General features: G+C 72.8%; 14 protein-coding genes. 6 read left to right on the top strand and 8 right to left on the bottom strand.

Translation table 11 applies throughout. The features are described from left to right. The 4 genes from ABWK99_RS06650 to ABWK99_RS06635 all read right to left on the bottom strand — a co-directional run. Positions 1-588, bottom strand: a 588-nt coding sequence (locus ABWK99_RS06650) for a 2,3-bisphosphoglycerate-dependent phosphoglycerate mutase (RefSeq protein ID WP_372593918.1), incomplete at its 3' end; no start/stop codon positions are given. 129 nt (positions 589-717) lie between these two features. Further along, a complete protein-coding gene (mshA, locus tag ABWK99_RS06645) occupies positions 718-1977 on the bottom strand; it encodes a D-inositol-3-phosphate glycosyltransferase (RefSeq protein WP_372593917.1) in 1260 nt (419 codons plus the stop codon). Between the two features lie 161 nt (positions 1978-2138). Further along, the gene (locus ABWK99_RS06640; RefSeq protein ID WP_372593916.1) at positions 2139-2501 is read right to left on the bottom strand and encodes a hypothetical protein; all 363 of its coding nucleotides are present in this window, start codon (positions 2499-2501) and stop codon (positions 2139-2141) included. 320 nt (positions 2502-2821) lie between these two features. After that, positions 2822-4108: an ROK family protein gene (locus tag ABWK99_RS06635; RefSeq protein ID WP_372593915.1), complete on the bottom strand. Its 1287-nt coding sequence runs from the start codon at positions 4106-4108 to the stop codon at positions 2822-2824. Positions 4109-4174: 66 nt separating this feature from the next. Here ABWK99_RS06635 and xylA point away from each other — a divergent pair, with 66 nt between their 5' ends. Both xylA and xylB read left to right on the top strand, forming a co-directional pair. Further along, complete coding sequence (gene xylA / locus ABWK99_RS06630) at positions 4175-5362, top strand: xylose isomerase (RefSeq protein WP_372593914.1); 1188 nt, start codon at positions 4175-4177, stop codon at positions 5360-5362. 72 nt (positions 5363-5434) lie between these two features. After that, entirely contained in the window at positions 5435-6901 is a 1467-nt protein-coding gene (gene xylB, locus ABWK99_RS06625) for a xylulokinase (protein ID WP_372593913.1), read from the top strand. A gap of 93 nt (positions 6902-6994) precedes the next feature. On the opposite strand, the gene ABWK99_RS06620 is transcribed toward xylB, so the two are convergent. The 4 genes from ABWK99_RS06620 to nadC all read right to left on the bottom strand — a co-directional run bounded on the left by ABWK99_RS06620 (position 6995) and on the right by nadC (position 10329). After that, positions 6995-7333, bottom strand: a complete 339-nt coding sequence (locus tag ABWK99_RS06620) for an Lsr2 family protein (protein WP_372593912.1) — start codon at positions 7331-7333, stop codon at positions 6995-6997. A 247-nt stretch (positions 7334-7580) separates the two neighbouring features. Further along, positions 7581-7814 (bottom strand): hypothetical protein, encoded by a 234-nt coding sequence (locus tag ABWK99_RS06615; RefSeq protein ID WP_372593911.1) that lies wholly within the window; start codon positions 7812-7814, stop codon positions 7581-7583. A 55-nt stretch (positions 7815-7869) separates the two neighbouring features. Next, positions 7870-9390, bottom strand: coding sequence for a lysine--tRNA ligase (gene lysS / locus ABWK99_RS06610; RefSeq protein ID WP_372593910.1), 1521 nt, complete (start codon positions 9388-9390; stop codon positions 7870-7872). Positions 9391-9399: 9 nt separating this feature from the next. Further along, positions 9400-10329, bottom strand: coding sequence for a carboxylating nicotinate-nucleotide diphosphorylase (gene nadC, locus ABWK99_RS06605; RefSeq protein WP_372593909.1), 930 nt, complete (start codon positions 10327-10329; stop codon positions 9400-9402). Positions 10330-10375: 46 nt separating this feature from the next. Here nadC and ABWK99_RS06600 point away from each other — a divergent pair, with 46 nt between their 5' ends. The 4 genes from ABWK99_RS06600 (at position 10376) to ABWK99_RS06585 (ending at position 13554) form a co-directional block, all read left to right on the top strand. Then, positions 10376-10729, top strand: coding sequence for a rhodanese-like domain-containing protein (locus tag ABWK99_RS06600; RefSeq protein WP_372593908.1), 354 nt, complete (start codon positions 10376-10378; stop codon positions 10727-10729). Positions 10730-10776: 47 nt separating this feature from the next. Next, positions 10777-11040, top strand: coding sequence for a metal-sensitive transcriptional regulator (locus tag ABWK99_RS06595; RefSeq protein WP_372593919.1), 264 nt, complete (start codon positions 10777-10779; stop codon positions 11038-11040). Continuing rightward, positions 11037-11663, top strand: a complete 627-nt coding sequence (locus tag ABWK99_RS06590) for a class I SAM-dependent methyltransferase (RefSeq protein ID WP_372593907.1) — start codon at positions 11037-11039, stop codon at positions 11661-11663. Before ABWK99_RS06595 ends, ABWK99_RS06590 begins: the two co-directional genes overlap by 4 nt. Before the next feature lie 214 nt (positions 11664-11877). Beyond that, positions 11878-13554 (top strand): FAD-dependent oxidoreductase, encoded by a 1677-nt coding sequence (locus ABWK99_RS06585; protein ID WP_372593906.1) that lies wholly within the window; start codon positions 11878-11880, stop codon positions 13552-13554. The last annotated feature ends 117 nt before the right edge of the window (positions 13555-13671 follow it).

Raw genomic sequence — 13671 nt, 5'->3', positions numbered from 1 at the left:
GTCGTCGATGTCGTCGAGGTACTTCACGATGGCGCGGATCGAGTTGCCGTGCGCGGCCACCAGGACGGTCTTGCCGGCCTGGAGGTCCGGCACGATGTCGCTGGTCCAGTACGGAAGGGCGCGCTCGAGCACGTCCTTGAGACACTCGGCGAGGACGACGGGCGCGTCGGCGTAGCGCGGGTCGGCGTCCTGGGAGAACTCCGAGCCGAGCTCGACGTCGGGCGGCGGGACGTCGTAGGAGCGACGCCAGAGCATGAACTGCTCCTCACCGAACTCGGCGAGCGTCTGCTTCTTGTCCTTGCCCTGGAGTGCGCCGTAGTGACGCTCGTTGAGGCGCCAGTTGCGCTTGACGGGGATCCAGTGGCGGTCCGCCGCGTCCAGGGCGAGGTTCGCCGTGGTGATCGCGCGGCGCAGCAGCGAGGTGTGCACGACATCGGGCAGCACGCCCGCGTCGGTCAGCAGGGTCCCGCCCCGCTTCGCCTCCTCGATGCCCTTCTCGGACAGGGCGACATCCACCCAGCCGGTGAACAGGTTCTTCGCGTTCCACTCGCTCTCGCCGTGGCGGAGCAGCACAAGGGTGTAGGCCATGGGTCCATCCTGCCGCATCCGGGCGCCGGGGGCCGGGGGACCTCGGGCCCGCGAGGGGAGCTGCGCGGTCCGCGGGGCCGGGAGACCGGCCGGGCCGGTCGGCGCGGCCGATCGCTCGACCGGTGCGGCTCAGCGCCGCTCGCGCGCCATCTCGTACACCTTGAGCATCGCCGAGGCCGCGGCGTCCCAGCCCATCTGCTCCGCGTGGCGCCGCGCTCCCGCGCCGAGGGCGTGGCGTCGCTCGTCGTCGCGGAGCAGCCCGGTGAGCGCGCCCGCCCACAGCCGCGGGTCGTGACCACGGACGAGCACTCCGGACCGACCGTCGGCCACGACCGTCCGCAGCCCGCCGACCCCGGTGGCGACCACCGGCGTCCCGCAGGCCTGCGCCTCTGCCGCGACCAGCCCGAAGGACTCGCTGCGCGAGGGCATCGCGACGAGGTCGGCCGCGCGGAACCACGCGGCCAGCTCCGCACGGGGCACGGGCGGGCGCAGCAGCAGCCGGTCGGACAGGCCGAGCCCGGCGGCGAGGTCCTGGAGCTCCTGCGCGGAGGAGAGCCGTCCGCTGGAACCGCCGAGGACCACGAGCATCGGCACCCGGTCCCCGCGGTCCCTGATCTCCGCCAGGGCGTGCACCAGGACGTCGGGCGCCTTGAGCGGCTGGATCCGGCCGGCGAACAGGACGATGGGCTCCTCGGGCGGGAGGCCGAGGGACAGCCGCGCCCTGCGCTGCGCGGCAGCCAGCCCTGCGCCGTCCAGCACAGCGGTGTCCGGGTGGAACAGGTCCAGGTCGACCCCCGGGGCGACGACGTGCACCCCGTCGGGGTCGGCGTCGTAGAGGTCGATGAGGTCGGAGGCCTCCTCCGCCGTGCTCGCGACGAGTGCGTCGGCCGCCGCGACGACCTGGTCCTCGCCGATCAGGCGCCCACGCGGCTCGGGCTCGTCCCCCGGTCCGAGCGTCGCGTTCTTCACCTTCGCCATCGTGTGCATCGTGTGCACGAGCGGGACGTCCCACCGGTCGGCCGCGAGCCAGCCGACCTGGCCGGAGAGCCAGTAGTGCGAGTGGATCGCGTCGTACCAGCCCGGAGCCCGCCCCGCCTCGGTGCGCAGCACGCCGGAGGTGAAGGCGCACAGCTGGCCGGGCAGCTCGTTCTTGTCGAGACCTTCGTAGGGCCCGGCGGGGATGTGCCGCACCAGGACGCCGGGGGTCATCTCCACGACGTCGGGAAGCAGCGAGCTCGTCGACCGCGTGAAGATCTCCACCTGGGCGTCCTGCGCCGCCAGGGCGCTCGCGAGCTCGGTGACGTAGACGTTCATCCCGCCGGCGTCACCGGTCCCCGGCTGGTCCAGCGGAGACGTGTGCACGCACAGCATCGCGATCCGCAGGCCCATCGCCGTCCTTCCTCGCGCACCGCCGGCCGGGCGCCGCCGACCAGTATCGGCGACTCGCGCCACTGCTGCGCGACGCGTCCGGGGGCGGAGGCAGGTCCGGGGTCGGAGGCAGGTCCGGGGGCGGAGGCAGGTGCGGCCGGCCTGCCACGCGGCGTCCACGCTCATGATGGACAGGCCCATGTTGAGGACGCCCATGATGAGCGCGCCGACCATCGCGCCGGGGACGCGGCCGATACCGCCGGTGACGGCCGTCCCACCGATGAAGCAGGCGGCGATGGCGTCGAGCTCGTAGTTCTGCCCCGACGCGGTGATGGAGCACCCGCGCGGGAGGTGGTGACCACACCTGCCACACCGGCGAGAGCGCCGATGTTGACGAACACCCAGAAGTTGACCTTCCTGGTGTCCACGCCGGAGAGGATCGCCGCGTGGAGGTTCCCGCCGATCGCGTAGATGTGGCGGCCGAAGACCGTCTTGCCCATGACGAAGGAGTACGCGACCACGAGGACCCCCACGATGAGCAGCACGATCGGCGCACCGCCCTTGCTGCCGGCGAGGATCCACGCGAACGCGGCGATGATCGCCGAGAAGAGCGTGAGCTTGGCGACGAAGGCGACGAGCGGGTCGACGACGAGGTCGTGCTTGCACCCGAGACGCGGCTCTTGACTGTCGTCTTCGGGGTCACATCGTCGAGCCCCTCATTAGTTGACCAGGTGAACTTATACAGGCCGCGAGCGAGAACGCAAGCGCGTTCACCCGTCGAACCATCACGATGTCGTCACGGGCGCCGCAGGCACACGGCACCCTGACGGGCAGTGGGACCGTGGTCCCGGTCGGCCGGAAGGGCCTACTCGGCGGACTCGTCCAGCGGACCTGCTGCCCAGGCCGAGGGGTCCGCGACGAGCAGGCGGAGCACGGCGATGGCTCCCCCGGTCATCGCCGGGTAGTCACCCGCCTGGGCGGCGCTCACCGAGATCCGGCTCCACGGGGCGGCCAGGACGCGCCGCTCGAGCTGCGCGAGCATCGGCTCGCGCAGGTGCTCGATCAGCCGGTGGTAGGTGCCACCGAGGACGATCTCCGCGACGTCGACCACGTTGACGACGTTCGCCAGGGCGAGGCCGAGAGCCTGCCCCGCGCGGGCCAGGGTGGCGGTCGCCGCAGGCTCTCCCGCGTCGGCCGCCGCGACCAGGGCGCGGAGGCCGAGCTCCCGCGGGATCCCGGCACCGTCCATCAGCGCGTCCTGACCGGCATAGCGCTCCAGGGTGCCGCCCTCGTCGAACGACCCCGTCGAGCCGAGGACGATATGACCGATCTCCCCGCTCCACCCGTGCCGGCCGGCGAAGATCTCCCCGTCCAGGACGATGGCGCCGCCGATCCCGATCTCACCCGAGACGTACAGGAAGCTCTCGCCGGCCGCCCCTCGACGTGCGTGCGCTTCGGCGCGCGCGGCCAGGTTCGCCTCGTTCGCGAGCCGCGGCGGGAGCCCTGCGAGCACGGGGTGCCGGGTCATCAGGGCCACGACGTCGACGTCACGCCAGCCGAGGTTCGGGGCCAGCCGCAGCGGCCCGGTGACCCGGTCCACCAGACCGGGCAGGGCGAGCGCGGTCCCGGCGATCCGCATCCCGGAGGAGCTGAGCAGGGCCAGGACCCCGCCGGCGAGCTCGGCGAGCCGGTCGAGGACCGACTCGGGATCGCTCCCCCGGAAGTCGCCACGCTCGATCCGCTCGCTGATGACCCCGCCTGCCAGGTCGACGGCACGGACACCGAGGTAGTCGACGTTGACCTCCATCCCGACGGCAGCGACGCTGCGCGGGGCCGGGACGAGGGGAACCGCCGGCCGCCCCGCCCGCTGAGCCGCCACCGGCTCGAGCTCAGCCACCAGGCCGGCGGTGAGCAGGCGGTCGACAAGTGCGGAGACCGTCGCCCTGGTCAGGCCGGTGGCCACGGACACGTCCGCCCGGGAGACCGGTCGCGGCGCATCCATCACCTCGGCGAGGACGAGGCTCAGGTTGTGCTCGCGCAGGCTGCCCTGGCGCGCGGCGCGCTCCTGGCCACCCGGGACCCGCAGCGACCCGGCGCTCCGGCGGCGGGCGCGCGCGCTCCCCCGCCGCTCTTCTGGGGACTCGGTCGACATGGCTTGACCCTAGCGCGACCCGGCTATATGTTCAGCCGTACAACAAACTTCGATCGGAGAGCAGCAATGGTGCGCACCCCTACCCCCGAGGACAAGTTCTCCTTCGGTCTGTGGACCGTCGGATGGAACGCCCAGGACCAGTTCGGCGCCGCGAGCCGCCCGGCCCTCGACCCCGTCGAGTCCGTCCACCGCCTGGCCGAGCTCGGCGCCTCGCACGTGACGTTCCACGACGACGACGTCGTCCCCTTCGGCTCCGACTCCGCCGAGCGGGACCGCATCCTCGACCGCTTCAAGCGCGCGCTGGCCGAGACCGGCATCACGGTCGAGATGGTGACGACCAACACCTTCAGCCACCCGATCTTCAAGGACGGCGCGTTCACCTCGAACGACCGCGCGGTGCGCCGCTTCGGCCTGCGCAAGGTCGTCCGCAACGTCGACCTCGCCGCCGAGCTCGGCGCGGACACCTTCGTCATGTGGGGCGGGCGCGAGGGCGCCGAGTACGACAGCGCCAAGGACCTCAAGGCCGCGCACGACCGCTACGCCGAGGGCATCGACACCGTCGCCGCCTACATCAAGGAGAAGGGCTACGGCCTGCGCATCGCGATCGAGCCGAAGCCGAACGAGCCCCGGGGCGACATCCTGCTCCCGACGGTCGGCCACGCTCTTGGCTTCATCGCGAAGCTCGAGCACGGCGACATCGTCGGCCTCAACCCGGAGACCGGCCACGAGCAGATGGCGGGCCTGAACTACACCTCGGGCATCGCGCAGGCGCTGTGGGCCGACAAGCTCTTCCACATCGACCTCAACGGCCAGCGCTCCATCAAGTACGACCAGGACCTCGTCTTCGGCCACGGTGACCTGTTCTCCGCGTTCGCCACCGTCGACCTGATCGAGAACGGCTTCCCGAGCGGCGGCCCGCGCTACGACGGCCCGCGTCACTTCGACTACAAGCCCTCGCGCACCGAGTCGATGCAGGGCGTCTGGGAGTCGGCCGCCGCGAACATGGCGACCTACATCCTGCTCAAGGAGCGTGCGCTGGCGTTCCGGGCCGACCCCGAGGTCCAGGCGGCGCTCGAGGAGTCCGGTGTCTTCGAGCTCGCCGTGCCGACCCTGGCCGAGGGCGAGACGCTGACCGACCTGCTCGCCGACGCCTCGGCCTTCGAGGACCTCGACGTCGACGCCGTCGCGGCCCGCGGGTTCGGCTTCGTCCGCCTCAACCAGCTGGCCCTCGAGCACGCGCTCGGCGCCCGCTGATCCAGCCCTGATCTCGGCCGGGCCCCTTCCGGGGGCCCGGCCGACGTCACACCTACCGAACGAGGAGGAGCGATGACGCTCGTCGCCGGGGTGGACTCGTCCACCCAGTCCTGCAAGGTCGTGATCAAGGACGCCGCGACCGGTGCGCTCGTGCGCAGCGGCCGCGCAACCCACCCCGACGGCACGGAGGTCGACCCCCGCCACTGGTGGACGGCGTTGACCGAGGCACTGCTCCAGGCGGGCGGGCTGGACGACGTCGCAGCGGTCGCCGTCGGCGGGCAGCAGCACGGGATGGTCGCCCTCGACGCCGACGGCGCCGTGGTGCGTGACGCCCTGCTCTGGAACGACACCCGCTCCGCCGCCGCAGCGGCCGATCTCGTCGTCGAGCTCGGTCAGGGCGATCCCGTCGCGGGCGCCGCCGCGTGGGCAGAGGCGATCGGCTCCGTCCCGGTGGCGAGCTTCACCGTCACGAAGCTCCGCTGGCTGCGCGACCACGAACCCGAGCGGGCGGCCCGCGTCGCAGCCGTCGCGCTCCCCCACGACTGGCTCACCTGGCGCCTCGCCGGTTTCGGGCCCGTGAGCGAGGGCGGGATCCCCGACCTGACGGCACTGACCACCGACCGCTCGGACGCCTCGGGCACCGGCTACTGGTCCCCCACGACCGACGACTACCGTCCCGACCTGCTTCGCCTCGCCTTCGGGCGGGACCTGGTCCTGCCCAGGGTCGTCGGACCCGCCGAGGCGGCACGCACGGTCGAGCGACCCGGTGGCCCGCTGGTGATCGGGGCGGGTGCCGGCGACAACGCCGCGGCCGCCCTCGGCCTGGGGATGGCCGTGGGCGACGTCGCGGTCTCGATCGGCACCTCGGGCGTCGTCTCGGCGATCAGCCCGCACCCGACGACGGACGCCAGCGGCATGGTCACGGGCTTCGCCGACGCGACCGGCGCCTTCCTCCCGCTGGCCTGCACGCTGAACGCCTCCCGGGTGCTCGACGTCACCGCTCGGCTGCTCGGGGTCGACCACGCGGGGCTCTCGTCCCTGGCGCTCTCCGCGCCGGCGGGCGCCGACGGCCTGGTGATGGTGCCGTACCTCGAGGGCGAACGGACACCGAACCGACCAGACGCGACGGGCGCCCTGCACGGGATGCGCCTGGCGAACACGACGCCCGCCCACCTGGCCCGTGCGGCGGTCGAGGGCATGCTGTGCGCCCTGGCCGACGGGCTCGACGCGCTGCGCGAGCAGGGCGTACCCGTCGATCGCGTCCGCCTGATCGGCGGCGGTGCCCGGTCCGAGGCCGTGCAGGCGATCGCACCGGCCGTGCTGGGGATCGACGTCCTCGTCCCCGAGCCTGGGGAGTACGTGGCCGACGGCGCGGCCCGGCAGGCAGCGTGGGTGCTCGCGCGGTCCGTCGACGCCTCCGCACCGGTTCCCGCGTGGCAGGCCGAGGGCGAGGTGCTCCGGCGCGCCACGCCGACGCCCGAGGTGCGCGCGCGCTACGCCTCGGTGCGCGAGCTCACCGCTCCCCGACCGGGTGCGTGACCTCGGCAGGAGAGCACGCCGCGACGACGAGAGCCCCCCGCCCCCTCAGGCGCGGGGGGCTCTCGTCGTCCCGATCACGGCGGGCCTGCCTGCTCAGCGAGCGGTGGCCTTCTCGTAGGCCTCGCGCAGCTCGGCGGAGATGCGCCCCCGCTCGTTCACGGTGTAGCCGTTCTCGCGGCCCCAGTCCCGGATCTGCGTGCTGGTCGACCGGGACCGCGACGAGGCGGACCCGCGACGCGCCGCACGCTGGGCACGGCCGCCGACCCGGCGCCCGGCGCCGACCCAACGGGCCATCGCGTCCCGGAGCTCGTTCGCGTGCGCGGAGCTCAGGTCGATCTCGTAGGTGACCCCGTCCAGCGAGAACGTGATCGTCTCGTCCGCCGCGCCTCCGTCGATGTCATCGACGAGCACGACCTGTACCTTTTGCGCCATCATCTTTCCCTCGTGTCGGAGCGTGCCCCTGCTGACCCGAGAAGGCTAGCCGACCAATGGAATGCGCACACGCCGAACAGCATTTGTTTGGGGATTTCCGGTTCTGCCTCGCCGCATGGCCGGCGAACCGCGCCTCTCGCCCGCGCGCGGGAGCGCGCGCCTACCATTCCGCATCGAATCGATTGTTCCGGGCCGCGAGAAGTCGGTCATGGAATGCAGGGATTCCTGATTCGCGCGACGAGCCGGCTCAGGAATCGGCGCGCCGCTCCGGTGCGGTCGCCGCGCCGGGACCGGCACCGGTCCGGTTCCCTGCCTCACCACTCGCCGGTGGCACCAGGCCGGCCTCCTCGGCGTCCAGCCGGGCGATCGCCGCCCGTTCGGCACGGTCGGCCCGGATGATCGACCTCAGGACGAGCCAGAAGACGAGCCCGACCCCCACCGGCGGCACCAGGGCGCCGAGCGCTGCGAGAACGCTGTCCATGCCATTCCTCCCGGTGCACCTGCGGACCGCGCACGGGCGTGCGCGGCATGACTCGTCAGCCGAGCGGCTTGACGAGCGGAAAGAGGATCGTGTCCCGGATGCCCAGTCCGGTCAACGCCATGAGCAGCCGGTCGATACCCATGCCCATTCCACCCGAGGGTGGCATGGCGTGCTCCATCGCGACGAGGAAGTCCTCGTCGAGATTCATCGCCTCGTCGTCGCCCACGGCCGCGAGTCGCGCCTGCGCCTCGAAACGCTGGCGCTGGATCACCGGGTCGACGAGCTCGGAATACGCCGTCGCGAGCTCCAGCCCCCGCACGTACAGATCCCACTTCTCCACGACCCCGGCACGGCTGCGATGGTCGCGGGTCAACGGGCTCGTGTCGACCGGGAAGTCCCGGACGAAGGTGGGCGCCACCAGGTGGTCGCCGACATGGTGCTCCCACAGCTCCTCGACGAGCTTCCCGTGGTTCTGCTTCCTCGGGTCCACCTGGATGTCGAATCGTTCGACCAGCGCGAGCAGGCGGTCGACCGGCTCCTGGGGCGTGATCTCCTCGCCCAGCGCCTGCGAGAGGGAGTCGTACAGGCTCAGCGTCGTCCACTCGCCGCCCAGGTCGTACTCCGTGCCGTCGGCCAGCGTGACCGTCGTCGTGCCGACGGCGTCCTCCGCTGCCCGCTGCACGAGGTTCTGGGTGAGCTCGGCCATCGTGTCGTAGTCGCCGTAGGCCTCGTAGGCCTCCAGGGTCGCGAACTCCGGGGAGTGGGTGGAGTCGGCGCCCTCGTTGCGGAAGGACCGGTTGATCTCGAACACCCGCTCGACGCCGCCGACCACGGCCCGCTTGAGGAACAGCTCGGGAGCGATCCGCAGGAAGACGTCGAGGTCGAAGGCGTTCATGTGCGTCGTGAAGGGTCGGGCCGAGGCCCCGCCGTGCAGCGTCTGGAGCATCGGCGTCTCGATCTCGACGTAGTCGCGCCGATGGAAGTTCTCCCGCAGGGAGTGCATCACCGCCGCACGCATGCGCACCATGTCCCGCGCGGCCGGGCGGACGATGAGGTCGACGTACCGCTGACGGACGCGCCCCTCCTCCGTCAGCTCCTTGTGCAGGACCGGCAGGGGGCGCAGGGCCTTGGACGCGAGGCGCCAGTCGTCGGCGAAGACGCTCAGCTCTCCGCGCCGCGAGCTGATCACCTTCCCGTGGGCGTAGAGGTGGTCGCCGAGGTCCACGTCCGCCTTGAAGGCCGCGAGAGCCTCCGCCCCGACGACGGCCTGGCTGATCATGACCTGGAGCCGGTTCCCCTCGCCGTCCTGGATGCTCGCGAAGCAGAGCTTTCCGGTGTTGCGCAGGAAGATCACCCGCCCGGCGACGCCGACCACGTCGTCCGTCTCCTGGCCGGTCTCGAGGTCGGCGTGCTCGGCCCGGACCGCTGCGATCGTGTGCGAGACGGGAACACCCACGGGATAGGCCTGCCCGCCCTCGGCGAGGATCCGGTCCCGCTTCTCGCGCCGCACGCGCAGCTGCTCGGGCAGGTCGTCCGCCTGGGTCGCGTCGGGGCTCGTCGAGGTCGCGTCGGTCACCGCGGGAGTCTAGCGGGGCACGACAGGCGCAAGCGGAGCCTGCCCACCGTCCGCCTCCTCGAGGTCGAGGGCGAGGTCGAGGATCGGCGAGGAGTGCGTCAACGCGCCGACGGAGAGGTAGTCGACGCCCGTCGCGGCGACCTCTGCGGCCCGGTCGAGGGTCAGGTTCCCGGTGGCCTCGAGCTCGACCCGCCCGTGCTCCTCCTCGCGGGCGCGCACGGCGGCCACGACCTCGGCGAGCAACGGTGTCGGCATGTTGTCCAGCAGGAGGAACCGGGCCCCGGCGTCCACCGCCTCGAGGGCCTGCGCGAGCGTGTCCGCCTCGACCTGGATCGTCACCTCGGGGAAGCGGGCGCGCACGGCGCGGACCGCTGCGGTGACGGAGCCCGCCGCAGCGACATGGTTGTCCTTGATCATCGCGACGTCGTAGAGGCCCATCCGCTTGTTCGTCCCGCCGCCGCAGCGCACCGCGTACTTCTCCAGGGCGCGCAGGCCTGGCGTCGTCTTGCGGGTGTCCAGGACCGTCGCCCCCGAGCCGGCGAGCGCCCGCGCCCAGCGGCGCGTGTGCGAGGCGACCCCCGAGGCACGGCTCGCGAGGTTGAGCATCGTGCGCTCGGCGATCAGGAGCACCTGGACCCGCCCGCTGAGCACGGCGAGCACCTGCCCGGGCTCGACGTCGTCCCCGTCCTGGGCGCGCAGCTCGACCTGCGGCGAGGGGAGGCCGAGCCTCGAGGCCACCTGGTCGAGGACGGGGGCGAGCACGACCAGACCCGCGACGACCCCCGACTCCCGTGCGACGAGGTGCGCCCGGGCCTCCGCCTCGGGCGAGAGCGTCGACTGCGTGGTGACATCGCGCCCCGGATCCGGGCCGAGGTCCTCGTCGAGGGCGGTCGTGACCAGACGAGCGAGCCACGCCTCGTCGAGCGGTGCGGAGGTCATCGTCCGACGGTAGTGCAGATGATACCCCTGGGGGTATGCTCCACCCATGGCATCCTTCCTCGACCGTCTCCTGCGACGCGACCCCGACGCCCTGCCGAAGACCGTGCGCGTCGACCGTGCACTCTCCCTCATCGAGGACGGCGGTGTCCTCGTCGACGTGCGGGAGACCGCGGAGTGGAAGTCGGGCCACGCACCACGCGCGCGGCACATCCCCCTGGGCAAGCTCGCCAACGAGGCGCGGCGCCTGCCGAAGGACAGCACGATCGTCGTCGTGTGCGCCTCAGGGTCCCGGTCGCGCTCGGGTGCCGCCCAGCTACGATCGGCTGGATACCAGGCCACCAGCCTGTCCGGCGGGATGTCCGCCTGGCGCGCGTCGGGTGGTCCGGTGACCACGCGATGACCACCCCGTCGGCCGAGGAGGCCACGGGCCGCCCGAGGGAGACCGGCATGCAGCTCGACCCCGAGGAGATGACCTCCGTCATCCACCGCCTGCGGCGCGCCCAGGGCCAGATCGGCGGCGTGCTCAAGCTGCTCGAGTCCGGCGCCGACTGCGCCGACGTCGTCACGCAGCTCTCCGCCGCGTCCAAGGCGCTGGACCGCGCCGGGTTCGCGATCATCGCCTCCGGGCTGGAGCAGTGCATCACCCGGGGCGACGAAGCCGCCGGCGTCGACCGCGCCAAGCTGCAGAAGCTCTTCCTCTCGCTCGCGTGAGCCCCGCGGACGCGACCCACTGGGACGCGCGGTACGCCGCCGGGTCCCCCTGGGGAACCGAGCCGAACCGGACCGTGCGCGAGGCGGTCACCGGCCTGACCCCCGGGCGCGCGCGGGACGTCGCCGCAGGGGACGGGCGGCACGCCCTGTGGCTCGCCGCCGCGGGCTGGCAGGTCGACGCGCTCGACTTCTCCCCCACCGCCGTCGACCGGGGCCGCGCGTCGACCGCCCTCCTGGACGGCGAGGGGGCACTGCCCGGGTCCGTGCACTGGGAGGTCGCCGACGCCACCGTCGCCCGGCCGGAACCGCTCGCCTACGACCTCGTCCTGCACTCCTACCTGCACCTTCCCGGCGAGAGCGCCCTGGCCGCGCTGCGGCTCTCGGCCTCGGGCGTGGCCCCCGGAGGTGTCTTCCTGCTCGTCGGCCACGACGAGTCGAACCTGGAGCACGGGCACGGCGGCCCGCAGGACCCGGACGTGCTGACCGCCGTGGAGCCGATCACGCGCGCGCTGACGGCCGCCGGCCTGGTGGTCGAGCGCGCCGAGGTGGTCGAACGCCCCGTGGACGGCGCACCCCGCCCCGCCCTGGACACCGTCGTCGTCGCCCGCCGCCCGGCCTCCTGAGCCCGGCAGCACCAGCGGCGCAGGCGTCGGCCGGCACGCCGCCCGGGACCGAAGTCCTCCGACCGCATACCCCGGGGGGTATGCTTGGATCGCAGGACGGCGTCGTGACACACCTTCCGCCGTCCGGCACCCCCCCACGAGGCACGGTCCACGACTGTCCGTGCTAGAACGAGAACGAAACCCGTTCCCAATAAAGAACTGCGTGAGGACTGAGATGAAGATCGTCGTCGTCGGCGGAGTCGCCGGAGGAATGAGCGCAGCCGCCCGGGCCCGGCGCCTGGACGAGAAGGCCGAGATCGTCGTCCTGGAGCGCAGCGACTACGTCTCCTTCGCCAACTGCGGCCTGCCGTACCACCTCGGCGAGGAGATCCCCGAGCGGTCCTCCCTGCTGCTGCAGTCCCCCGCCTCGCTGCACGCCTCGTTGAACCTCGACGTGCGTACCGGGCACGAGGTCACCTCGATCGACCCCGACACGAAGCAGGTCACCTACCGGACCGCCGCGGGCTCGGACGTCATGGACTACGACGCCCTCGTCCTCGCCCCGGGTGCCACGGCCATCCGCCCGCCGATCGACGGGCTCGACCTGCCCCAGGTGCACACCCTGCGCACCGTCCCCGACGCCGACGCGCTGCGCGCCCTGGTCACCGACACCGCCAGCCGCGCCGTCGTGCTGGGCGCCGGCTTCATCGGCCTCGAGGCGGCCGAGGCGCTGCGCCTGCGCGGGCTCGACGTCGACCTGGTGGACCTCGCCCCGCACGTCCTCCCGCCGCTCGACGCCGAGCTCGCCTCCCTGCTGGACGACGAGCTCTCCTCGCACGGGGTGACCACGCGGGTCGGTGTCGCGGCCGAGGCGATCATCCCGACCCGCGACGCCGACCACCCCGTCGAGGTGCGTCTCTCCGACGGCACGCGGCTGGCGGCCGACATCGTCGTGCTGTCGGTCGGGGTGCGTCCCGACACCCACCTCGCCGCCGGAGCCGGGCTGGAGCTCGGACCCAACGGCTCGATCGTCGTGGACACCACGCAGCAGACGTCCGACCCGTGGATCTGGGCCGTCGGCGACGCGACGGCGGTCCGCCAGGCCGTCACCGGGGCCGTCGGGCCGGTGCCGCTCGCCGGCCCGGCCAACCGCCAGGGCCGCCGGGCGGCCGACGCGATCCTCGGCCACCTGACCGAGGCGAACCACGCCAAGCCCGTCATCGCGACCGCCGTGGTCCGCGTCTTCGGCCTGACCGCCGCTGTCACCGGCGCGAGCCAGTTCCAGCTCACCAGGGCCGGGATCGAGCACCACGTCGTGCACGTGCACCCCGGTCACCACGCGGGCTACTTCCCCGGGGCGGAGACGATCAACCTCACCGTGATCTTCGCCCCCGACGGCCGGCTCCTCGGTGCCCAGGCCGTCGGCAAGGCAGGCGTGGACAAGCGCATCGACGTGCTCGCCACCGCGCTGACCGCAGGCATGACGGTCGACGACCTCGCCGAGCTCGAGCTCGCCTACGCGCCGCCCTACGGCTCGGCCAAGGACCCGGTGAACATGGCAGGGATGGTCGCCCAGAACGTCCTGGACGGCACCCTGACCCTCTGGTACCCCCGGGACCTGGAGACCGTGCTCGACACGGCGCTGATCCTCGACGTGCGCTCGCCGTCCGAGTTCCGCCGCGGCCACCTGCCCGGAGCGCTCAACATCCCGCACACCGAGCTGCGCGGTCGCCTCGACGAGGTCCGTGCGGCCGCGGCCGGCCGCCCCGTGCGCGTGCACTGCCTGAGCGGGTTCCGCTCCTACCTGGCGCACCGGATCCTGGTCGCCGCCGGCTTCGACTCGGCGAACCTGTCCGGGGGCATGCTGACCATGCGCGCCGCGCGCCCGCAGCTGGCGCTCGAGACGAGCTGACCCGCCGGGTACCGCAGCGACCGTCAGTCGCCGACGGCCTCCCGGCGCAGGCGCAGCTCACCGTCGGGATCGAGCGACGCGACGAGGCGGCACCGCCAGTCCTCGACGCGCTCGGGG

Source organism: Actinotalea sp. (assembly GCF_041597215.1).
GTDB lineage: Bacteria > Actinomycetota > Actinomycetes > Actinomycetales > Cellulomonadaceae > Actinotalea.
This window is presented reverse-complemented; position numbering and strand designations above follow the sequence as displayed.

Coding starts and splice junctions, on each gene's coding strand:
- xylB (WP_372593913.1), top strand. CDS start 5,435: ATGACGCTCGTCGCCGGGGTGGACTCGTCCACCCAGTCCTGCAAGGTC.
- ABWK99_RS06635 (WP_372593915.1), bottom strand. CDS start 4,108: ATGTCGACCGAGTCCCCAGAAGAGCGGCGGGGGAGCGCGCGCGCCCGC.
- ABWK99_RS06615 (WP_372593911.1), bottom strand. CDS start 7,814: ATGGACAGCGTTCTCGCAGCGCTCGGCGCCCTGGTGCCGCCGGTGGGG.
- xylA (WP_372593914.1), top strand. CDS start 4,175: ATGGTGCGCACCCCTACCCCCGAGGACAAGTTCTCCTTCGGTCTGTGG.
- mshA (WP_372593917.1), bottom strand. CDS start 1,977: ATGGGCCTGCGGATCGCGATGCTGTGCGTGCACACGTCTCCGCTGGAC.
- ABWK99_RS06620 (WP_372593912.1), bottom strand. CDS start 7,333: ATGGCGCAAAAGGTACAGGTCGTGCTCGTCGATGACATCGACGGAGGC.
- nadC (WP_372593909.1), bottom strand. CDS start 10,329: ATGACCTCCGCACCGCTCGACGAGGCGTGGCTCGCTCGTCTGGTCACG.
- ABWK99_RS06585 (WP_372593906.1), top strand. CDS start 11,878: ATGAAGATCGTCGTCGTCGGCGGAGTCGCCGGAGGAATGAGCGCAGCC.
- ABWK99_RS06600 (WP_372593908.1), top strand. CDS start 10,376: ATGGCATCCTTCCTCGACCGTCTCCTGCGACGCGACCCCGACGCCCTG.
- ABWK99_RS06595 (WP_372593919.1), top strand. CDS start 10,777: ATGCAGCTCGACCCCGAGGAGATGACCTCCGTCATCCACCGCCTGCGG.